The following is a 21355-nucleotide window of genomic DNA, read 5'->3' as shown; positions in this document are numbered from 1 at the left end:
TTCACTCCTTGAATCGGGATGGCGGCCAAGGTGGCGCGCCGGTCATCGGGCGGCGAGCCACGCGCGCAGCGCGGCGTCGCGCACCTCCAGCACGTCGAACAGGCCGAGCGCGCGCAACGCCGGCAACGCGGCGATCGTGTCCGCTTCCGCACGCGCGCGCTCGGCCGGCTCCGCATGCGGGTCGGCCAGCACGCGCGCATTGATCAGAAACGCCGCGACCGTGCCCTTGCGGATCGTCGTTCCGCACGCGTCGATCTGGTCGGCATGGTCGGGAAGGACCTGTTCGGCTCGCATCGTGCAGCACTCCCTTGGGTTGTCGATGCGCCCAATGTACGCGTGCAGCGCCGGCCAATCTCCGGTATAAAAGCCATTCGATACTGAAATCCGGCCATGCCCGATCCCTTGCTTCCTGCTCATCTGATCGCGTCCGACGACGGCCCGTTCGTCGCCGCCGCGCTGCTCACGCAGCGCGACCCGCGCGTGACGCCATCGCATGCGCACGCGCGCGGCCAGCTCGTCGGCACGCTGAGCGGGCTGGTGTCGATCGGCCTCGACGATCAGCAATGGGTCGTCCCCGCGATCCATGCGGTGTGGATTCCGCCGCACTTCCGGCATTCGCTGCACTCGTTCGGTCCGATCGCCGGCTGGTCGGCGTTCATCGCGCCCGCGCGATGCGCGTCGCTGCCCGCCGCGCCGCGCGCGATCCGCACCACGCCGCTGTTGCGCGAGGCCGTGCAGCGTGCGGCGAGCTGGGACGGCGCGGCGCTCGACGCGGCGCAGACGCGCATCGCCGACGTGATCCTCGACGAGATCGCCGCGGCGCCGGCGGAATCGCTCGGCCTGATCCGGCCGCAGGAGCCGCGGCTCGCGCGCATTACCGACGCGCTGGCCGCCAATCTCGCGGACAACAGGCGCCTCGAGGAGTGGGCCGAATGGGCCGGCATCGGCGCGCGGACGATGAGCCGCCGCTTCGTGGCCGAAACGGGGCTCACGTTCGCGCAATGGCGTCAGCAGGCGCGGCTGCTGCGCGCGCTCGAGAAAATCGCCGACGGCGCGCCGGTGACGACGATCGCGCTCGATCTCGGGTACGACAACGTGAGCGCCTTCATCGACATGTTCCGCCGCGCGACCGGCACCACGCCGGGAAAATATCCGGTCGCGGGCAGCGCAGTGCGCGGGGCGGCATAGCGGGCGGGCGTCGCGATCCGGCGCGGGTTCCCGAATGCCGGCGCGCGGCGGCTCGACGCTTCATCGCCCCACCGCGCCACCGCCCGCATCGTCAATACGTTGCGTCGCCGTTCGTCGAAGCGTCGCCGCCCGTGTTCCTGAACTGCGCGGCCAGCCGTTCCGCGCTGCGCGCGAGCAGCGTCGTATCGACGCCCACCGCGACGAACGACGCGCCCGCGCGCAGATAGCGCCGCGCAGCCGCCGCATCGGCGCTGAGAATGCCCGGCGCTTTGCCGGCACGCTTGATCGCCGCGAGCGCGCCGTCGATCGCCGCCTGCACGTCCGGATGCGCGGGATTGCCCAGATGCCCGAGATCGGCGGCCAGATCGGCCGGGCCGATGAATACGCCGTCGACGCCGTCCACCCGCGCGATCGCGTCGATCGCATCGAGCCCGGCGCGCGTCTCGACCTGCACCAGCACCGCCATCGCGTCGTTCGCCCGCTGCAGATAGTCGCCGATCCGGTTCCAGCGCGACGCGCGGGCGAGCGCGCTGCCGACGCCGCGCATCCCGTGCGGCGGATAACGCGTCGCCGCCACCGCCGCGCGCGCTTCGTCGGCGCTCTGCACCATCGGCACGAGCAGCGTCTGCGCGCCGAGATCGAGCACCTGCTTGACGATCACCGGATCGTTCGACGGCACGCGCACGACCGGATGCGACGGATACGGCGCGATCGCCTGCAACTGCGCGAGGATCGTCGGCACCGTGTTCGGCGCATGTTCGCCGTCGATCAGCAGCCAGTCGAAACCGGCGCCCGCAACCACTTCCGCGCTGTACGGATTCGCGAGGCCGAGCCACAGCCCGATCTGCGCATCGCCGCGGGCGAGCGCGGCCTTGAAGCCATTCGACGGCATCTGCATCGCCTGCCCTCCCGTCACGCGAAGTGGCACTGGATCGTGCCGAGCGGGCCGTAATCGACGCTGAACGTGTCGCCCGGCCGCGCCGCGCAGGGCCGCGTAAACGATCCGCCGAGCACGATCTGGCCGGGCTCCAGCGCGACGTCGAAACGCGCCAGCCGGTTCGCGAGCCACGCGACGCCGTTGGCCGGATGATTCAGCACGCCGGCCGCGACGCCCGTCTCCTCGACCGCGCCGTTGCGCGACATGATCGCCGCGACCCAGCGCAGGTCGAGGTCGTGCGGCCGCACCGGCCGGCCGCCGATCACGACGCCCGCGTTCGCGGCGTTGTCGGCGATCGTGTCGAACACCTTGCGCGGCCGCTGCGTCGCGGGATCGATCGACTGGCTGCGCGCGTCGATGATCTCGAGCGCCGGCACCACGTAATCGACCGCGTCGTACACGTCGAAGATCGTGCAGCGCGGGCCGCCGAGCCGCTTGCCGAGCACGAACGCGAGCTCGACCTCGACGCGCGGCACGATGAAGCGGCCGGTCGGGATCGTGCCGCCGTCGTCGAAGAACATGTCGTCGAGCAGCGCGCCGTAATCGGGCTCGTCGATCTGCGAAGCGCTCTGCATCGCCTTCGACGTGAGGCCGATCTTGTGGCCCTTCAGCGTGCGGCCTTCGGCGAGCTTGAGCGCCACCCACGCGCACTGGATCGCGTACGCGTCGTCGATCGTGATGTCCGGATGGTCGAGCGAAATCTGGCGAATCTGCTTGCGCTCGCGCTCGGCGTCGTGCAAACGCCGCGCGAGCTGGTCGATGAGGGCGGGTTCGAGCATGGTCGGTTCGGGAGCGGGGTTCAACCGGCCCGCTGATAGCGGGCGTGGATGTTGTTTTGCTTGTACGAGCCGGTTTCGCTGAACTCGATCAGCTCCATAGACAGCGCAAGGTAGCGCGTCGCGTACAACGGCGCGAAGTGCGCGGTGATCGCTGCGAACAGCGCATCGCACGCGGCCTTTTTGGTGGCGTCGCTGCGTCCCGCGGCGATCTTCAGCGTCACGTGCACGAACGCGTCGTCGTGCGTGCCGTCGGCGACGCAGTAGTCGTGCAGCTCGATCGCGCGCGAGCGGATGCCGCCCGTCGGAAACACGCCGCCCTGCGCGATCAGCGTCGCGTTGATGGTGCGCAGCAGCGCGGGAACGTGCGCGTCGTCGCGGATGTTCGCGGTGTATTCGACGACGATGTGTGGCATGGCAATGCTCCTGATGGAAAATGCGGCGCTCAGTCGAGCGGGAAGATCGCGTTGATCTGCCCGGTGCCCGAGCTCGCGAAGTAGTCGGTGACGATCTCGACCGGCCGGTCGTAGCGGTCCCAGCCGAGCAGGCCGAGCAGCATCGCCGTGTCGTGCATGCCGCCTTCGCCGTGACAATGGACGTTGTATTCGGGCAGCATCGCGCAGAACGTGCTGAAGTCGCCCTGCTTCCACAGCTCGATCACGCGCAGATCGACCTGCCGGAAGAATTCGCGGCTGATCGTGTGGATCGATTCCTCGGGGCTGCCGTTGTCGTTGAAGCGATGCGACAGCGAACCGCTCGCGAGGAACGCGACGTTCGAATCGCTGTTGCCGATCGCTTCGAGCAGCGCCTCGCCGAAGCGCCGGCTCTCGTCGAGCGTGTGCCACATGCACCAGCCGGCGATCGACACGACCTTGAAGTGCTGGTCGGCGTTCATGTAGCGCATCGGCACGAGCGTTCCGTATTCGAGCTCGAGGCTGTCGATCTCGTGCGCGCGCGTCGCGATGCCGCGCGCGCTGGCCGTCTGCGCGATCAGGCGGCCGAGTGCCGGGTTGCCCGGATACGCGTACTGCATGTCGCGGATGAAATGCGGCAACTCGTTGCTGGTGTACGTGCCGGCGAATCGCGCGTTGCAGTTCACGTGATAGCCGGCGTTGACGAGCCAGTGCACGTCCGCCACGACGATCGTGTCGACGCCGAGCGCGCGGCAGCGCTCGCCGATCAGCCGGTGGCCGCGAATCGCCGCGTCGCGACAGCCGTGATGCCGGCCCGGCAACTCGGACAGGTACATCGACGGCACGTGCGTGACCTTCGCGGCGAGGGACAGTTTGCCCATCGTGAAGTCTCCTGTTCTGGCGCGGCGAACCGAAGCGCGCGCGGCGGCCGGTCACACGCCCCAGCGCGGAATGTGATGCGAGCCCATCGAGATGCAGACGTTCTTGATCTCGGCGAACACCTCGAAGCTGTACTCGCCGCCCTCGCGGCCGGTGCCCGACTCCTTCACGCCGCCGAACGGCTGGCGCAGGTCGCGCACGTTCTGACTGTTGACGAACACCATCCCGGCCTCGATCCCGCGCGCGAGCCGATGCACCTTGCCGACGTCCTGGGTCCAGAGGTAGGACGCCAGGCCGTAGCTGGTCTCGTTGGCGAGCCGCAACCCGTCGTCCTCGTCGTCGAACGGAATCAGGCACGCGACCGGCCCGAAGATCTCCTCCTGCGCGATGCGCATCCGGTTGTCGACGTCGGCGAACACGGTCGGCCGCACGAAGTTGCCGTTGCGCAGATGGGCGGCGAGGCCCGCCGGCGCTTGCGCGCCGCCCGCGACGACGCGCGCGCCCTCCTGCTCGCCGAGGCGGATATAGCCGGTCACCTTCTCCCAGTGCTGGCGCGTGATCATCGCGCCGAGCTGCGTCGCCGGATCGGCCGGGTCGCCCACCACCAGCCGGTTCGCGCGCTGCGCGAACGCCTGCACGAAGCGGTCGTAGATCGTGCGCTGCACGAAGATGCGCGAGCCGGCCGTGCAGCGCTCGCCGTTGATCGAGAAGATCGTGAACAGCGACGCGTCGAGCGCGCGGTCGAAATCGGCATCGTCGAAGATCAGCACCGGCGACTTGCCGCCGAGCTCCATCGAATACTTCTTCAGGCCCGCGCGCTCCATGATGCGCTTGCCGGTGACCGTGCCGCCGGTGAACGACACCGCGCGCACGTCCGGATGGCGCACCAATGCGTCGCCGGCGGTCGCGCCGTAGCCGTGCACGACGTTCAGCACGCCCGGCGGAATGCCGGCTTCGAGCGCGAGACGCCCGAGCTGGTCGGCGGTCAGCGGCGACAGCTCCGACATCTTCAGCACGGCGGTGTTGCCGAGCGCGAGACATGGCGCCGTCTTCCACGTCGCGGTCATGAACGGCACGTTCCACGGCGACACCAGCGCGCACACGCCGACCGGCTGGTACAGCGTGAAGTTGAGCATCTGATCGTCGACCGGATACGTGCGGCCGTTCATCTGCACGCACACCTGCGCGAAGAAGTTGAAGTTCTCGGCCGCGCGCGGAATCAGCTGCTTGCTCGTCTGCGCGATCGGCAGGCCGGTGTCCTGCGTCTCGAGCGCCGCGAGCATCGGCACGTGCTTCTCGATCAATTCAGCGAGCCTGCACATCAGCTTCGCGCGCTCCCGGGCCGGCGTGTTCGCCCACTTCGGAAACGCCGCCTTCGCCGCGCGCACCGCCGCATCGACTTCGGCGTCGCCGCCCGACGCGACGTCGGCGATCACGTCGCCGGTTGCCGGGTTCAGCGTCGTGAAGGTGTCGCGGCTCGCGACTTCGCGGCCGTCGATCCAGTGCTTGATGGTCATCAGTGCTCCTCGCGCGACCGGTTCAGCCGGCGCGATAGTAGTCCGCTTCGCCGACGATCGTGTTCACCAGCCGGCCGATCCGTTCGATTTCGGTCACCACTTCGTCGCCGGGCTGCGTGTCCGCGAGCCCTTGCGGCGTGCCGGTGAGAATCACGTCGCCCGGCGACAGCGTCATGAAGCCGCTGATGTGCTCGATCAGCGCCGGCACGTCGAAGATCATGTCGCGCGTGCTGCCGCGCTGCGTCTCCACGCCGTTGACCGTCGTGCGCAGCGTGAGGTCGCCGGCATCGCCGATCTCGTCGCGGCTCACGAGCCACGGCCCGAGCGGCGTGCAGGTGTCGCGGTTCTTCACGCGCAGGTTCGGGCGGTAATAGTTTTCGAGGTAGTCGCGGATCGCGTAGTCGTTCGCCACCGTGTAGCCGGCGACGCAGTCGATGGCCTGCGCGCGGCTCACGCGGCGCGCGGGCCGGCCGATCACGACGGCCAGCTCGCACTCGTAGTGCATGTGCGTCGCGTCCGTCGGGCGCACGCTATGCGCGCGATGGCCGATGAACGTGTTCGGTCCTTTCAGGAAGATCAGCGGCTCGCTCGGTGCGTCGAACGCGAGTTCCTTCGCGTGATCCGCATAGTTGAGCCCGAGTGCGAAGGTCGTGCGCGGCACGACGGGCGGCAGCCACGTCACGGCTGCTTCGGCGAGCACGCGGCCGGTATCGAGCCGGATCGCGCCGTCGTCGGCCGGCTCGGCCGCATGCACGGCGCCGTTGTAGATCACGCGTGCGGTCTTCATTGCGCAGGCTCCGCGATCAGCGTATGCCGCAACGTGCCGAGGCCGGCCGCGGCGATCTCGATCGCGCTGCCCGCGCGCGCATGCGGCGCACCGCCCGCGACGCCGAGCAGCAGCACGTCGCCCGCGTCGAACGACATGAAGGCCGTCACGTCGGCGATCAGTTCGCGCACCGGGCGAATCAGCGTGGCGGTCGAGGCGGCGGCGGCCGTGGCACCGTCGATCTTCACGCTCAGCGCGATCGCGTCGGCATCGGCGAGCGCGTGCGCCGGCACGATCGCCGGGCCCAGCGGGCAAAAGCCGTCGCGGCACTTGAAGCGCACCGCGGGCCGGTAATAGTCGGGATGCGGAATCGACACGTCGCTCGCGAGCGTGAAGCCGTGCAGGTAATCGAACGCATGCTCGGCCGGCACGCGCGTCGCGCGCCGCGAGAACACGACGGCCACCGACGCGCCGATTTCCAGCGCCTCGACGCCGGCCGGCACGACGACCGCCGCGCCGTCGCATGCGTGCGTATTGGCCGGCTTGATGTATAGAACCGGCGCCTGCGGCGGCCGGCCATAGGGCGGCGCATGAACGGCGTCGCCGAGCGCGTCGAGCGCGCTGCGCTGGTTCAGCAGCGCGCCGTACACGGTGCCGATCGCGACCGGCAGCGGCGGCGCCCCGGCGGTCCTGCAAGACAGCTCCATGCGTCGTTCCCCTGCCGCGCGTCGCGGCGCATCGTCGATAATTAATATCTTAAGTACGGCATGGACGGCCCACAACCTCGATTACCCTGATACGCGAAATTCATCTCCGGCCGCTGTTAAGATTGCCGCGTACCCGCCCACTCTCCACGCCGATGAACCGTACGCTAGACCATCGCAACCTGGCCATGCTGCTGCTCGAGGCACGCGAGACGCTGATGGGCATGTTCCGCCCGATTCTCAAGGAATTCGCGCTGACCGAACAGCAATGGCGGATCGTCCGCGTGCTCGACGGCGAACCGGCGCACGCGCTCGAGGCGGGACAGATCGCGCGGCGCTGCTGCATCCTGAGTCCGAGCCTGACCGGCGTGCTGGAGCGGATGGAGCGCGACGGCCTGATCACGCGCACGCGCGCGCAGGAGGATCAGCGCCGGCTGCTGGTGAGCCTGACGCCGCAAAGCAGGAAGCTGGTATCGGAAATCGGGCCGCGCATCGACGAGCAGTATCGTCTGCTCGAAGCACGGTTCGGCGCGGACGGCCTCGACGACATCTATCGCGCACTCGACCGGCTGATCGAACTCGGCAACGCGCCGTGACGCACGCCGGGCGGCGCGCCGCGGCCGATCCGCGACGGGCCGCTGGCGCGGCCCGAGCGAAGCGCGCGAACGGCGCGAACGATCAGTGCGGCGTGCCGCGCACCAGTTCGGTTACCGCGACACCGCGCGACGTGCGCATGCATTCCTCGACGTAATCGACGAACGGCAGCGGCTCGAAATCGATCTCGTCGCGCACGCGGCTGTTGTCGAACACGCGATCGACCGTCGCGAACTCCGCGCAGCGCTGCAACGCGCGGCCGATCACGCGCTCCAGCGCCGCATCGCGCCGCCCCAGCACGTCGCGCACCACCAGCGGCAATTCGGCCGGCGCACAGGCCGCGTAGCGCGGCGCGGCCGTCATGCCGGCCGCCTCGTCCATTGCGCGCACGATCTGCGCGACCTGCGGCGCCTCGTCACCGGCCGACACGTGGTACACGTCGTGCATCAGCGTCGGCTTCACGGCGAGCAGCATCGTCGCGCGCGCGACGTCGTCGACCGACACGATGTCGATGCGCGTCATCGGCCGCGCCGTGAAGCGGCGCGCCGCATGCGCGACGCGGAAGGTCCAGAACGAATTCGGCGCGGGCCGCGTGCCCAGCACCGTATGGCCGACGACGTGCGACGGCCGCACGACCACCAGCGGCAACCCGAGCCCGCGCAGCCGCTGCTCGGTTTCCGCCTTCGCGCGCAGGTAGTCGGCGGCGAGCACCGCGCCGGGCAGCGCGTGGGCGGCCTGCGCGGCTTCGCCCGCGCTGCGCGACTCCTCATGCACGAGGCCGCCGCGGCCCGCATGCGCGTAGGCGGTGCCGACGTAGACGAAACGCTGCAGTTGCGGCGCATCCGCGAAGCGCGCGGCGAAGCCGACCGAATCGGCGAGGTCGGCCTGCAGATGCGCGCCGCCGGCCGGCGACGCATGGCCCGCGCAGTGGATCACGTGCGTCGCGCCGGCCAGACGCGGCGCGTCGGCGCGCTGCCACACGTCGCCGAGTGCGCCGAGCGCGACGTTCGCGTCGCTCAGACGCGACGCCCAGTACGGCGCGAGCCCCGCGCGCAGCGCGGCTTCGCGCAGCCGCGCGAGCGCGTGGCCGCGGTCGTCCGCGCGCACCACGCAGACGATGCGTTCGAGCAACCCGGCGTTGACGAGCGCCGTCAGCACGCTGCTGCCGATGAAGCCGGTCGCGCCGGTCAGCACCAGCCGTCCGACGTTGGCCGCCGCGACCGGTGCGCTGGCGGGCGAGACGAGGCTCGTGCGCCAGTTGAGCGATAGCGCGGTTTTCCAGATCAGCACGATAGTCTCCTTCGAAAAATCGGCGCGGCGCCGCGCGGCCCCGGTTCACGGGATGCGCCTCGCGCCCGGCCGGCCGGGACTGGCATGGGTCCCGGGGCTCCCGATCCCGTTGCGCTGCCGCAGGGATATGCGTCGAACGCGTCTCGGCGTGGAAGGCCGTGGGACGCCACGGAGGGGCGTCCGCGACAGAGGATCGGAAACCGGCAGTGTGGGGCCCGATCGTCCGGATGTCTGTCCTGAAAGTTTCGTGAAAGTGTGAGGATTTGTATGCGTATGTCGGGGTATGTCGTGACGGCGCCGGCGCGACACTTCGACGCCGGTCGATCCGAGTCGTCGCATGTCCGGAGCCACTCGATTTGCCGCCGCGACGCACGGATCGCGCTACGGCGGGTCTTTGCCGGCGAGATTCGGATCTCGGCCGATCGTCAGACGTCGTTTCATGGCGTACACGAATGCACGCAATTCGATTTATTGAGGATTATCACTTGCGTTTCACCACAGTCTATCTAGACTGGTCAAACCAAAACGGTCGAACGTGTGATTTTCTTCAGGAGAGGATCCAATGCGCCTCACTATTCGTATTAATGGCAGCGACTCGGCAACCCGCCACGCTTACGCAGTGCTGTGGGTGGACACGGAGGAAGGGCTGTGGTCGCGCGAGGCACACGAGGGGATCGATCTTCCGAGCTGGGGCAAGGTGCGCCACGTCGAAGGCGCGATGGCACTGTGCGCGGCGGACAGCGGCAACGCCGTATGTCAGCTGAAGGGCCTGTCGTTCAGCGCGATGCAGCGCGATCAAGGCCCTGCGGTGCTCGCCGGCGAGCATCCCGACGGAGCCTGGCGGCTGCAGGCGGTCGATCGTTCCACCGCGGAGCCGGAATACGAGGAATTTATTTCCGTCGCGCGTTAGTTTTTTTGACGGCAATCGTCTGCGGTTTTAGGGATATTCCCATTTCGCGATACGCGATATTAATTTCGATATTCATCAATAAGGCGCCTCTCGACGAGGCGCTTTTTCTTTTGGCGCGAGAAAACTAATCGGGGACGGGTAAATCCGCCCAGCTCGGCAATAACGGCCGGCGCACGTGTCGCGGGTTCGCGGGTCGCGGCTCGCGCGCGGCCACGGAGCGCGTCCATTCTTTTCCGTCGTCCTCGTTGCTTGTGCTGCGCGGCCAGCAGCGGCCGGCCGGCGGCCCACACTTTCCCCACGCAATGCTTACTCATTTATTACAATCACATTATTCAGACTGACCTGCCGCCGCCCGGCGGCCCGACCCGGCCCTTGCATGAGCGCAAAGAAGAAGACCCACCCCGCCGACCCGTATTCCGCCGCGACCAAGCATCCGATGCTGGCGTCGCGCTTGCCGATGTGGCGCTCGAAGTTCGTCGTGATCATGGTGTCCGCCGGCTTCGCCGCGCTGATCGGACGCGCATTCTGGGTGCAGGTCGCGAATCAGGACTTCTACGTCGGCGAAGGCCAGAAACGCTACCAGCGCACGATCGAGCTCGATGCGATGCGCGGACGCATCGTCGACCGCAACGGCGCGATGCTCGCCGTCAGCCTGTCGACCTACGAAATCTGGGCGAACCCGAAGCAGGTCGCCGAAATCGACTATCCGCAGATCGCGAAGCTGCTCGACATGCCGCTCGCCGAGGTGAAGCGCCGGCTGCGCAACGATCGTACGTTCGTGCTGCTGAAGCGGCAGGTCGACGCCGACACCGCGAGCCGGCTCGACAAGCTGGCGCTCGACGGCATCACGCAGATCGCCGATTCGAAGCGCTTCTATCCGGAAGGCGAATCGGCCGCGCACGTGGTCGGCTTCACGAACGTCGAGGACAAGGGCCAGGAAGGCGTCGAGCTCGCGGCCAACGCGCGGCTGTCGGGCACGTCGGGCCAGCGCGAGGTGATCCGCGACCGGCTCGGCCGCATCGTCTCCGACACGCGCCCGCTGGTGCCCGCGCAGCACGGCGCGACGATCGAGCTGACGATCGACCGGCGGATTCAGCAGCTCGCCTTCAGCCAGCTCAAGGCGGCGGTGATCGAGAACAACGCGGTGGCCGGCAGCGTCGTCGTGCTGGACGCGCAGAACGGCGAGATCCTCGCGCTCGCGAACTACCCGACCTTCGATCCGAACGACCGTGCGCGGCTGACCGGTCAGCAATTGCGCAACCGCGCGGTGATCGACACGTTCGAGCCGGGCTCGACGATCAAGCCGCTGGTCGTCGCGCTGTCGATCGACGAACGCAAGGTCACGCCGAACACGATCGTCAACACGTCGCCGGGCACCTACAGGATCGGCCCGGCCGTGATCCACGACACGTCGAACCACGGCTCGCTGACGGTCGCGCAGGCGCTGCAGAAGTCGAGCAACGTCGCGCTCGCAAAGCTCGCGCTGAATCTGCCCGCCGAGACGATCTGGAACAAGTACCAGGAGTACGGGATCGGCCGTGCGCCCGAGTTGACGTTCCCCGGCGTCGCGTCGGGCCGCCTGCGCGGCTACAAGCGCTGGCGGCCGATCGAGCAGGCGACGATGGCCTACGGCTACGGGCTGTCGATGTCGCTGCTGCAGATCGCGCAGACGTACACCGCGTATGCGGGCGACGGGACGCTGCATCCGGTGTCGCTACTGAAGAACGGCACCGACCCGCACACGGCCGATGCGCATCGCGGCCATCGCGTGACGTCGCCGCAAACCGCGGCGGCCATCCGCTCGATGCTCGAGCTGGCCGTCAGCGAGGGCGGCACGGGGCGCCGCGCGCGCGTCGACGGCTACCGGATCGGCGGCAAGACCGGAACCGCGCGCAAGCAGGTGGGCACGGGCTATGCGAAGGGGAAATATCGCGCGTTGTTCGCGGGGATGGCGCCGATGAGCAACCCGCGCCTGATCGTCGCGGTGATGATCGACGAGCCGCGCGGCAAGGGCTATTACGGCGGCACGGTGGCCGGCCCGGTGTTCTCGTCGATCACGAGCGGCTCGCTGCAGTTGCTCGGCGTGCCGCCGGATGCGCCGTTCGAGACGGCGCCCGATGCACCCAATGCGCCGAACCGCGCAGCGGCGCGGCAAAAGACGGCCGCGGCAGCCGACTCGGCCGCGCCGCCGAAGACGTCAACCGCGCGGAAAGCGACGGCGCCGGTGACGGCGGACGCCGGACCGCGCGTGAGCTCCCGGACCGACGCCGCGGCGGGCTGAAGCCGGCTGGCGCGGCGGCGAGAGCGTGCCAGCGCGACGCTCCGCGTCGAACGCGTTGCGCTCGGGCTTCGGATGCTGGCCGCATTGCCGACGCCGCGCCCGCAGACGGCCCGCGTCCCGCGCCGCACGATCCTGTGCCATGTGCTGCCGCCCGGCCGCACGCCCTTCGCCCTTCGCCCTTCGCCCTTCGCCCTTCGCCCTTCGCCCTTCGCCGCTCGCCGTTCGCCGTTCGCCACGATCCGCGATCCGCGATCCGCGATCCGCGATCCACGAGCTACGAGCTACGAGCAGCGAGCAGCGAGCTACGAACGGCGAGCCACGAGCAGCAAGACACACGCCGCCCCACGCCACGCCCCTCAATGCGCAACCGCCGCAGGCCTGGCCATTCTGCCGAGCACGTGTTCGGTCATCGCGCGCGCGAGTTCGCTCTCGCTCATGAACACCGTGCCGACGCCCTCGCTCGACAGCAGGCCGGCCTCGTCGCTGCTGTTCGTGCACAACACGACCTCGAGCGCCGGATTCAGCGTGCGCGAAATCTCGACGATCTGCCGCACGTCGAACACGTCGGGCAGCGTGACGACCAGCATCCCCGCGCGCGCGATGTGCGCCTGCACGAGCACCACCGGCTCGATCGCGTCGCCCGACACGGCCGCGACGCCGTCCGCGCGCAGTTTCTCGACGAGCTCGCGGTTCTGCTCGACCACCACATACGCGATCCCGCGCTCGTCCAGCGCATGCGCGATGCGCGTACCGACCTTGCCGTAGCCGACGATCACGACCTGCCCGGTCAGGTGCGTCTGCGGCGTCGACATCGGCAGCGCGGCGAGCGGATCGTCGCGCGCCTCGAGCCTGCGCGCGAACGCGGAATGCTTGCGAATCCATGCGAGCGCCGGATCGATCATCGCGAACAGCAGCGTGTTCATCGCGATCGAGATCAGCGCGACCGCGAGTATCAGGCTCTGCCCCTCGGCCGACAGCAAGCCGAGCGCACGGCCGAGACCCGCGAGGATGAACGAGAACTCGCCGATCTGCGCGAGCCCCGCGCCGACCGTGAGCGCGGTGTTCAGCGGATACCGGAACGCGATCACCAGCGCGACGGCCGCCAGCGTCTTGCCGATCAGCACGATCGCCGCGACCTCGATCACGTGCAGCGGCTGTTCGATCAGCACCTTCGGGTCGAACAGCATCCCGACCGAAATGAAGAACAGCACCGAAAACGCGTCGCGCAGCGGCAGCGTCTCGTCGGCCGCGCGCCGGCTGAATTCCGATTCGCGCATCATCATGCCGGCGAAGAACGCGCCGAGCGCGAACGAGACGTCGAACAGCTTCGCGGCGCCGAACGCGATGCCGACCGCCGCGGCGATCATGCACAGCGTGAACAGCTCGCGCGACCCGGTGCGCGCGACGAGCCACAGGATGCGCGGGAACACGCGCTTGCCGACCACGAGCATCAGCGCGATGAACGCCGCCACCTTCAGCATCGTGACGCCGAGCGTGCTCCAGACGCCGCCGCCCGCCGCCTGCGCATCGCCGGGCGGCGTGCCGCCGAGCAGGCCCGCGACCGGCGGCAGCAGCACGAGCACCAGCACCATCACGAGATCCTCGACGACGAGCCAGCCGACCGCGATGCGCCCGTTGACCGTCTCGACGAGCCCGCGCCCTTCCAGCGCACGCAGCAGCACGACCGTACTCGCCACCGACAGCGCGAGGCCGAACACCAGCGCCGCGCCGACGCTCCAGCCCCACGCGAGCGCGAGCGCGCCGCCGAGCAGCGTCGCGACGGTGATCTGCACGACCGCGCCGGGCAGCGCGATCTTGCGCACAGCGAGCAGGTCGCGCAGCGAAAAGTGCAGACCGACGCCGAACATCAGCAGCATCACGCCGACTTCGGCGAGCTGCTGCGCGAGCGACAGATCGCCGACGAACCCCGGCGTGCCGGGGCCGATGACGATGCCGGCGAGCAGATAGCCGACCAGCGGCGGCATCCTGAGCAGCGACGCGAGATAACCGAAGACCATCGCGAGCCCGAAACCGGCCGCGAGCAGTGCAATCAGGCTGACGTCATGTGGCATCCCCTCTCCCAAGGTCTTGTAACTATTTAGTAAGGCTCAAAAACCAAAGGATACGGGATGGGACAAGGAAATGGCGCGCCGCCGCGAAAAATTCGCGGCCTGGCGCGCCATGGCGGCGTGGCAGCACGGTGCTGCGCACGGCGGCGGCCGGCCCGTCGCCGCAGCCGCACGCCGACGCACGGCGGCGAATACCGGCGCGCAACCGCCGCGCGCGTCAGCGCGACGCCTGCGGGAAGCGTGCGCCGGGGGGCGGCTCCGGTCGCGTCGACGGCACGCGCTTGCGCAGCTTCGCGACCTGCTCGGCCGTGATCGGCGTGCCGGAATTGCCCCAACTGGTGCGAACGAAGTTGGACACGTCCGCGACTTCCTGGTCCGACAGGCGCCAGCCGAACGGCGGCATCGTGAACGTCGACGGCGCGGTATGCGTGCCTTGCAGCGCGCTGCCCTCGAGCACCACGTGAATCAGCGACGTCGGATCATCGCCCTGCACCACCGGGTTGCCGGCCAGCGCCGGGAATACGCGCGTGTAGCCGTGGCCGTCGCTGCGGTGGCATGCCATGCAGTTGTCGCGATAGACGGCCGCACCGGGCTTGCTCGCATCGCCGGCCCGCAGCGCGGTGGCGGCCGCCGCGTCGTACACGTGCGGCTGCTCGCCCTGCACGCGCGGCGGCAACGTCTTCAGATAGCGCGCGATCGCGGTCAGGTCGTCGTCGCTCAGGTGCTGCATGCTGTGGCCGACCACGTCCGTCATCCCGCCGAACGCCGCGGTGCGGAGCGTGCGGCCGGTCTTCAGGAACCGCACGATCTCGGTCTCGCTCCACGTGCCGAGCCCGGTGCGCGGCTCGCCGCGCAGGCTCGTCGGCACCCAGCCGTCGATCGCCGCGCCGCCGGCCAGGAAATCCAGACCGCCGGCGTCGGTCAGCGCGCGCTCCTGCATCGTCGCCGCGCGCGGCGTATGGCAGGCGCCGCAATGGCCGAGGCCCTGCACGAGATACGCGCCGCGCGCGACGACCGGATCGCCGTACTGCGCCGCATCGAACGGCTTCGGCGCCGGCGCGAACATCTTGCGCCAGAACCCCAGCGGCCAGCGCATCGACAGCGGCCACACGATGTCGACCGCGCGGTTCTGCTGCTCGACCGGCGCGACGCCGTGCATGAAGTACGCGTACAGCGCCTTCACGTCGTCGTCGGACAGGCGCGAGTACGACGGATACGGCATCGCCGGGTACATCGTGTCGCCGTTCTTGCGCACGCCCTCGCGCACTGCCCGCGCGAAGTCGTCGAGCGTCCAGCCGCCGACGCCCGTGTTCCGGTCGGGCGTGATGTTGGTCGAATAGATCGCGCCGATCGGCGTGTCGAATTTCAGCCCGCCGGCGAACGGCTTGCCGCCGCTCGCGGTGTGGCACGCGACGCAGTCGCCGGCGCGCGCGAGGTATGCGCCGCGCTTGACGAGGTCGGCGTCCGCCGATTGCGCGGCGCGGGTTGCGGTGGGCGCTGGCGCGACCGATTGAGAGGCAGGTTGCGCGACAGCCGGCGCACCCGCGACGCCGATCGCCGCCCATGCAGCGCCGAGCAACGCGGCGCGCCGCAGCGGAAACACGCGGCGCGCCGCGTTGCGAGAGTTCATCGTGCGGTTCATGCGGTCACCAGCGGGGCGGGATTTTTCAGGTACTGCTCGCGGATCGCACGCGCCGACCAGTAGGCCAGCGCGGCGACGATCCCGGTCGGGTTGTAGCCGATGCCTTGCGGCAGCGCCGACGCGCCCATCACGAACACGTTGTGCACGTCCCAGCACTGCAGGTAGCGGTTCAGCACGCTCGTCTTCGGATCGGTGCCCATGATCGCGCCGCCGACCAGATGGGTGGTCTGGTACGCGCGCGTATCGAAGTGCTTGCCGAATTCGCGCGTCGACACGCCGATCGCCTTCGGCCCCATGGCTTCCGCGATTTTCTTCATCTGCCCGGTCACGTACTGCGCCATCCTGATGTCGTTGTCCTTCCAGTCGAAGGTCATGCGCAGCAGCGGCTGGCCATACGAGTCGCGATAGGTCGGATCGAGGTCCAGGTAGACGTCGCGGTACGACATGTTGGTGCCGTGCGCGTCCATCGAGATCGTGTGCGCGTAGCTGTCCTTCACGGCCTTCTTCCACGCCGAGCCCCACTGCGGCGTGCCGGGCGGCGTCGCGATGCCGCTGACCGGCTTCACGCCCGCTTGGTTCACCCACAGCGGCGAGCCGCCGACGAAGCCGAGCGGCCCGTGGTCGAAGTTGTCCGCATTGAAATCGTCCACCGCGACGCCGTTGCCGCCCGCGCCGACGAACGGATTCGTGTACGTGTCCTTGTCGAAGTACGCCTTGATGGTCGACAGGTTCTGATACGCGAAATTGCGGCCGACGACGCCCTCGCCCGAGATCGGATCGTACGGCTTGCCGATGCCCGACAGCAGCAGCAGATGCACGTTGTGATACTGGAACGCCGCGACGATCACGAGATCCGCCGGCTGGTGAATCTCGCGGCCGGCCGGATCGACGTAGGTGACGCCGGTCGCGCGTTTTTTCGTGTCGTCGAGATCCACGCGCAGCACGTGGCACTTCGAGCGCAGCTCGAAGTTCGGCGTCTGCCGCAGCGCGGGCAGGATGTTCAGGTTCGGCGACGCCTTCGAGTACATGTAGCACGCGTAGCCGCTGCAGTAGCCGCAGAAGTTGCACGGCCCCATCTGCACGCCGTACGGGTTCGTGTACGGCCCCGACGTGTTGGCCGACGGCAACCGGTACGGATGCAGCCCGAGCGACTTCGCGGCATCGAAGAAGCGCTGTGCCGAATAGGTATTGAGCTGCGCGGGCAGCGGAAAGTGATCGCTGCGGTTCGCCTCGAACACGTTGCCGTCGCCGACCACCTTGCCGCCGACCTGGTACGCCTGCCCCGACGTGCCGAACACCTTCTCCGCAAAATCGAAGTACGGTTCGAGCTCGTCGTAGCTGACGCCCGTGTCCTGGATCGTCATCCCGTCCGGGATGAACTTCTTGCCGTAGCGTTCTTCGTAGTGGCTGCGCAGCCGCAGTTCTTCGGGCGTGATCCGGAAGTGCACGCCCGACCAGTGCAGCCCCGCGCCGCCGACGCCCTCGCCCGGCAGGAACGCCGCCAGCTGCCGGTACGGCAGCGCGGTGTCCTGCACGCCGTGCCGGATCGACACGGTCGTCTTCGACAGGTCGAGGAACAGCTTCTTGCGCACGTTGTAGGTCAGTTCGTCGATCGTGTTCGGGTACGCGCCGTCCGGATAGGTGTCGCGATACTCGCCGCGCTCCAGCGCGACCACGTTCAGCCCCGCTTCGGTCAGTTCCTTCGCGAGGATCGCGCCGGTCCAGCCGAAGCCGACGATCACCGCATCGACGTGCGGCTTGTGTTCTGCGGCCATCAGGTGCGCTCCCCGTTGATCGAAACTGGGCCGTACGGATACGGCTTGCCGTTCTGGTTGACGAAGTCCATGAAGTCGGCGCGCGCGCCCGGAAAACCGATCATCTTCCACGCGGCCATGTCGCGATTGCCGCCGTGCACCGGATCGCAGAAATACCCTTCGCGCGTGTTCTGCAGCAACTGGCCGAAGAACACCGCGGACGGCACGTCGTCGATCGGCGTCGCGCCCTTCTCGAGCGCGCCGAGCACGCTATCGCGCGTGGGCGCGTCGAGATCGGCGAAGGCCTTGCCGTGCGCCTTCTCGCAATAGCGGTTGACGGCCGCGATGCCGAGCCGGTAGATGTCGCGCGGCACGAGCTTCAGCTGGTAGCCGAGCTCGGGCACGCCCTGCTGGAACGGCCCCTGCATGTACCAGGTCGCGCCGTGCGCATACGGCGTTTCCATCTGCCGGTCGATGAACTCCGGCACGCCGGTCTCCAGCGCGCCGGGGCCTTCCGCATCGGCCGGAATCAGACGGTCGACGGCGGCCTGGACGAACGCCCACTCCTTCGCGTCGAAGAAGGTCGGCTTGTACGGCGCGCGTTCGGCGCTCGCCGATGCCGCGGAGGCCGCGCCGGACGGGCGGCCGGAAGATGGCGGCGAGCGCAGATCGCAGCCTGCGACCGAGGCGATCGGCACGAGGGCGACCGACGTGCGCAGGAAGCGGCGCCGCGAGTTGGATTTGTCGGTGGGCGTGGACATGGTCGGGATGTTGATCGTTGGGGGCGAGATCCGGGAAGGCGCGTTCCGCATGCGGCATGCCCGGCACGGCAGCCATGCCGCGTGCGGCCGGCCGTCCTGGATTGGCAACACTGCGAACCTCGGCGCGTCCGGCATCGGCCGGACGCCGCACGCGGTGCGTCAATGCCCGCGCGCGGCGTGCCGGCTGCGGGCCGCCGCGCATGGTCGGCCTCTTCGCGGGCTATCGTCGGGCAAACGCACGACTATTGCCGTCATCCGCCCTCATCGCCCTTCCCCCGAATTACCTCGAACGCCACGCCCGCCACCGGCAAGCGCGACGCGCACGGCCCTCGTCAGGGGCAAGCGACGTGCTGCGCATTATAAATGGAACCGGTTCCATTGCAAAATGAGTTCGAGGCATGCCATTGCATCGCGAAGCGCAACAGTTGAAAAATGGCGCGGCGCGATCGCCGGCCGCCGCAGCGCGAGACGGCGGGCGGCAGGCAGGAGCGCGCCAGCCGGATGGCTCCGGTCGACCCGGCGCGCGCGCCGCTCACCTCGCCCAGTACATCGACGCGAAAGCCAGCGCCAGCGCCACGCAAAGCGGCGAATAACACAGCGTGTCCATGCGCGCGAAGCGCGACCCGCGGACACGCTTGAAGAAGCCGACGTATCGGAAATCGCCGACCGCCCGAACCGCGAAAATGAGTGCGAACGCAACGATCGCGAACGCGGTCGCGCCGGGCAGAACCTTCGGCCCCAACCAGCCCGCGCGCGACGCGACCGCGCCGGCGCCGCACAGCAGCGCCGCCGCGACTGCGAGCGTGCCGCGCCGGGTCGGACGCAACAGCGGGACACCGTCCTGCTCCGGAATGGCCGCGCGCTTGCCGCGCTGTCCACCGAGCGCCCAGTAGACGTGAACGAGTGCGATCGCACAAAGCGTCGGCACGCTGAAGTACGCGCCGGTCATGTCGGTAGGGTCCCCTGTCTCATCTGGTCGTCGTGTGGTCGTGTATCGGTCGGGCATGGACCTGCCCGCACGCGCGCGCCTGCGCGTGCCCCCGAGACGATACCGAAATCGCGCGCGGCCTGCAGTGTGGCGTCCGGTCGCAATCGGACACGCGGACACGCGCATGCTGCGATGCGGTGCGCATCCGCGCGCGCGGGGCCGGCACTTGACTTCCCACCGGCCACCACTACCCTTTGATTGCAATCGCGCAATCGCGCCGGTGCATGCGCAACCGCCGCGCGCCCGGCACGACCGCGATGACGAAAGATCATGGAGACGACTCATGCTGATCGGCGTGCCGAAGGAAATCAAGAACCATGAATATCGCGTCGGCCTCACTCCGGCCGGCGCACGCGAGCTGGTGCGCCACGGCCATCGCGTGCTCGTGCAGCGCGGCGCGGGCACGGCGATCGGCCTGCTCGACGACGACTACGCAGCCGCCGGCGCCGCGCTCTGCGACGACGCGCGCGACGTCTTCGCGCGCGCCGACCTGATCATCAAGGTGAAGGAGCCGCAACCGGCGGAATGCGCGATGCTGCGCCGCGGGCAGATGCTGTACACGTACCTGCACCTCGCCCCCGATCCCGAACAGGCGGCCGCGCTCGTGAAGTCGGGCGCGGTCTGCATCGCGTACGAAACCGTGACCGGCGTCGGCGGCGGACTGCCGCTGCTCGCGCCGATGAGCGAGGTCGCGGGGCGCATGTCGATGCAGGTCGCGGCCGCCTGCCTGGAGAGCCCGCGTGGCGGCCGCGGCGTGCTGATGGCCGGTGTGCCGGGCGTGCCGGCCGCGCACGTGGTCGTGCTCGGCGCGGGCGTCGTGGGCACCGGCGCATTGCAGATGGCGGTCGGCATGGGCGCCCGCGTCACCGTCCTCGACACCAACGTCGCGCGGCTGCGCCAACTCGATCTCGTGTTCGCGAACCGGATCTCGACCGTCTGCTCGAACACGCACACCGTCGAAGAAGCCGTGCGCGACGCCGACGTGGTAATCGGCGCGGTGCTCGTGCCGGGCGCGTCGGCGCCGCGGCTCGTCACGCGCGACATGATCGCGACGATGCGCACGGGCGCCGTCGTCGTCGACGTCGCGATCGATCAGGGCGGCTGTTTCGAGACGTCACATGCGACGACGCATGCGCAGCCGACCTTCGTGGTCGACGGCGTCGTGCATTACTGCGTCGCGAACATGCCGGGAGCGGTCGCGCGCACGTCGACGTTCGCGTTGAACAACGCGACGCTCGGCCATGCGCTCGCGCTCGCCGACAAGGGCTGGAAACGCGCGATGACCGACGACCCGCATCTGCGCGCGGGCCTGAACGTATGCGACGGACACATCACCTACGAGGCCGTCGCGTTCGCGCTCGGGCTGCCGTACGTCCCTGCTGAAGACATGCTGGGTTGATCGCGGAATCGGGCGACGCAACCGGGTGCCGGCGGTCGCCCTCTTCGCCGCCATCGGCCGCCGACGTCACAGCGATGCGCGCGGTGTCGTGGCGTAACGGCGCTCGTATACGGACTGGCAATGCGTGCAACGCTCGGCCGTCGGCCGCGCGAGCAGACGTTCATAGCCGACCGCGGCGTCGCAATCGACGCATTCGCCGTAGCTGCCGTCGCGCATGCGCTGCTGCGCGCGGTCGATCGCACGCAGCTCGGCCAGCTTCATCCCGATCAGTGCGTGATCCACGTCGACGAACAGATCGGCGTTGGCCTCGTCTCCTTCGTCCGGCGCGGCGCCGGCGAGGTCCGCATAGGAGGTCGACGCGCGCTGATCCTCGCTCGTCCGAATTTCCGCGCGCAACGCCTGTTCGCTTTCCGTCAGCCGCTGCTGCAACGTCTGCCGTTGTTGGGGGTCGAGCGCCATCGCCGTGTCTCCTGTTCCGGGTTCCGCG

General features: G+C 69.0%; 20 protein-coding genes. 5 read left to right on the top strand and 15 right to left on the bottom strand.

Going from position 1 to position 21355, the window contains the following annotated elements; translation table 11 throughout:
- Positions 1 to 42: 42 nt before the first annotated feature.
- Positions 43 to 294, bottom strand: a complete 252-nt coding sequence (locus EX20_RS10495) for a hypothetical protein (protein ID WP_014724983.1) — start codon at positions 292 to 294, stop codon at positions 43 to 45.
- 96 nt (positions 295 to 390) lie between these two features.
- Here EX20_RS10495 and EX20_RS10490 point away from each other — a divergent pair, with 96 nt between their 5' ends.
- Complete coding sequence (locus EX20_RS10490) at positions 391 to 1188, top strand: AraC family transcriptional regulator (protein ID WP_011882093.1); 798 nt, start codon at positions 391 to 393, stop codon at positions 1186 to 1188.
- Positions 1189 to 1279: 91 nt separating this feature from the next.
- On the opposite strand, the gene hpaI is transcribed toward EX20_RS10490, so the two are convergent.
- Genes hpaI through EX20_RS10455 form a run of 7 tightly spaced genes read right to left on the bottom strand, consistent with a single transcriptional unit; the run spans position 1280 to position 7183 of the window.
- Positions 1280 to 2086: a 4-hydroxy-2-oxoheptanedioate aldolase gene (gene hpaI / locus EX20_RS10485; RefSeq protein WP_011882092.1), complete on the bottom strand. Its 807-nt coding sequence runs from the start codon at positions 2084 to 2086 to the stop codon at positions 1280 to 1282.
- 14 nt (positions 2087 to 2100) lie between these two features.
- Complete coding sequence (gene hpaH, locus EX20_RS10480; protein ID WP_034193489.1) at positions 2101 to 2904, bottom strand: 2-oxo-hept-4-ene-1,7-dioate hydratase; 804 nt, start codon at positions 2902 to 2904, stop codon at positions 2101 to 2103.
- A 20-nt stretch (positions 2905 to 2924) separates the two neighbouring features.
- Positions 2925 to 3317, bottom strand: coding sequence for a 5-carboxymethyl-2-hydroxymuconate Delta-isomerase (locus EX20_RS10475; protein ID WP_014724986.1), 393 nt, complete (start codon positions 3315 to 3317; stop codon positions 2925 to 2927).
- 29 nt (positions 3318 to 3346) lie between these two features.
- Positions 3347 to 4195 carry a 3,4-dihydroxyphenylacetate 2,3-dioxygenase gene (gene hpaD / locus EX20_RS10470; protein ID WP_011882089.1) on the bottom strand — a complete coding sequence of 283 codons (849 nt, stop codon included), beginning with the start codon at positions 4193 to 4195 and terminating at the stop codon, positions 3347 to 3349.
- 51 nt (positions 4196 to 4246) lie between these two features.
- On the bottom strand, positions 4247 to 5710 hold the full coding sequence (gene hpaE / locus EX20_RS10465; RefSeq protein ID WP_034193488.1) for a 5-carboxymethyl-2-hydroxymuconate semialdehyde dehydrogenase: 1464 nt from the start codon (positions 5708 to 5710) through the stop codon (positions 4247 to 4249).
- Between the two features lie 22 nt (positions 5711 to 5732).
- Entirely contained in the window at positions 5733 to 6497 is a 765-nt protein-coding gene (locus EX20_RS10460; RefSeq protein WP_034193487.1) for a fumarylacetoacetate hydrolase family protein, read from the bottom strand.
- Positions 6494 to 7183 (bottom strand): fumarylacetoacetate hydrolase family protein, encoded by a 690-nt coding sequence (locus tag EX20_RS10455; protein WP_034193486.1) that lies wholly within the window; start codon positions 7181 to 7183, stop codon positions 6494 to 6496. The genes EX20_RS10460 and EX20_RS10455 overlap by 4 nt, the downstream gene beginning before the upstream one ends.
- Positions 7184 to 7335: 152 nt before the next feature.
- Between EX20_RS10455 and hpaR the strand changes: the two genes are divergently transcribed.
- Positions 7336 to 7776: a homoprotocatechuate degradation operon regulator HpaR gene (gene hpaR / locus EX20_RS10450; protein ID WP_011882085.1), complete on the top strand. Its 441-nt coding sequence runs from the start codon at positions 7336 to 7338 to the stop codon at positions 7774 to 7776.
- Positions 7777 to 7858: 82 nt separating this feature from the next.
- Here hpaR and EX20_RS10445 read toward each other — a convergent pair whose 3' ends face one another.
- On the bottom strand, positions 7859 to 9064 hold the full coding sequence (locus EX20_RS10445; protein ID WP_034193485.1) for an SDR family oxidoreductase: 1206 nt from the start codon (positions 9062 to 9064) through the stop codon (positions 7859 to 7861).
- Positions 9065 to 9626: 562 nt separating this feature from the next.
- Between EX20_RS10445 and EX20_RS10440 the strand changes: the two genes are divergently transcribed.
- Positions 9627 to 9974: a DUF3564 family protein gene (locus EX20_RS10440; protein WP_034193484.1), complete on the top strand. Its 348-nt coding sequence runs from the start codon at positions 9627 to 9629 to the stop codon at positions 9972 to 9974.
- A gap of 376 nt (positions 9975 to 10350) precedes the next feature.
- On the top strand, positions 10351 to 12255 hold the full coding sequence (locus tag EX20_RS10435) for a peptidoglycan D,D-transpeptidase FtsI family protein (RefSeq protein WP_034193483.1): 1905 nt from the start codon (positions 10351 to 10353) through the stop codon (positions 12253 to 12255).
- A 356-nt stretch (positions 12256 to 12611) separates the two neighbouring features.
- Here the strand turns inward: EX20_RS10435 and EX20_RS10430 are convergent, their stop codons facing one another.
- The 5 genes from EX20_RS10430 to EX20_RS10410 all read right to left on the bottom strand — a co-directional run bounded on the left by EX20_RS10430 (position 12612) and on the right by EX20_RS10410 (position 19430).
- Positions 12612 to 14327, bottom strand: a complete 1716-nt coding sequence (locus tag EX20_RS10430; RefSeq protein WP_011882081.1) for a cation:proton antiporter domain-containing protein — start codon at positions 14325 to 14327, stop codon at positions 12612 to 12614.
- 214 nt (positions 14328 to 14541) lie between these two features.
- Positions 14542 to 15966 carry a c-type cytochrome gene (locus tag EX20_RS10425; RefSeq protein ID WP_034193482.1) on the bottom strand — a complete coding sequence of 475 codons (1425 nt, stop codon included), beginning with the start codon at positions 15964 to 15966 and terminating at the stop codon, positions 14542 to 14544.
- Positions 15963 to 17741 (bottom strand): GMC family oxidoreductase, encoded by a 1779-nt coding sequence (locus EX20_RS10420; protein WP_034193481.1) that lies wholly within the window; start codon positions 17739 to 17741, stop codon positions 15963 to 15965. The genes EX20_RS10425 and EX20_RS10420 overlap by 4 nt, the downstream gene beginning before the upstream one ends.
- Positions 17741 to 18481: a gluconate 2-dehydrogenase subunit 3 family protein gene (locus tag EX20_RS10415; protein ID WP_034193480.1), complete on the bottom strand. Its 741-nt coding sequence runs from the start codon at positions 18479 to 18481 to the stop codon at positions 17741 to 17743. Before EX20_RS10415 ends, EX20_RS10420 begins: the two co-directional genes overlap by 1 nt.
- A 532-nt stretch (positions 18482 to 19013) precedes the next feature.
- Complete coding sequence (locus EX20_RS10410) at positions 19014 to 19430, bottom strand: DUF3995 domain-containing protein (RefSeq protein ID WP_011882077.1); 417 nt, start codon at positions 19428 to 19430, stop codon at positions 19014 to 19016.
- Positions 19431 to 19752: 322 nt separating this feature from the next.
- Between EX20_RS10410 and ald the strand changes: the two genes are divergently transcribed.
- On the top strand, positions 19753 to 20868 hold the full coding sequence (gene ald / locus EX20_RS10405; protein ID WP_011882076.1) for an alanine dehydrogenase: 1116 nt from the start codon (positions 19753 to 19755) through the stop codon (positions 20866 to 20868).
- A gap of 66 nt (positions 20869 to 20934) precedes the next feature.
- On the opposite strand, the gene EX20_RS10400 is transcribed toward ald, so the two are convergent.
- The gene (locus EX20_RS10400) at positions 20935 to 21327 is read right to left on the bottom strand and encodes a TraR/DksA family transcriptional regulator (protein WP_011882075.1); all 393 of its coding nucleotides are present in this window, start codon (positions 21325 to 21327) and stop codon (positions 20935 to 20937) included.
- Positions 21328 to 21355: the final 28 nt, after the last annotated feature.

It is taken from the genome of Burkholderia sp. WP42 (assembly GCF_000745665.1).
Classification (GTDB): domain Bacteria; phylum Pseudomonadota; class Gammaproteobacteria; order Burkholderiales; family Burkholderiaceae; genus Burkholderia; species Burkholderia vietnamiensis.
This window is presented reverse-complemented; position numbering and strand designations above follow the sequence as displayed.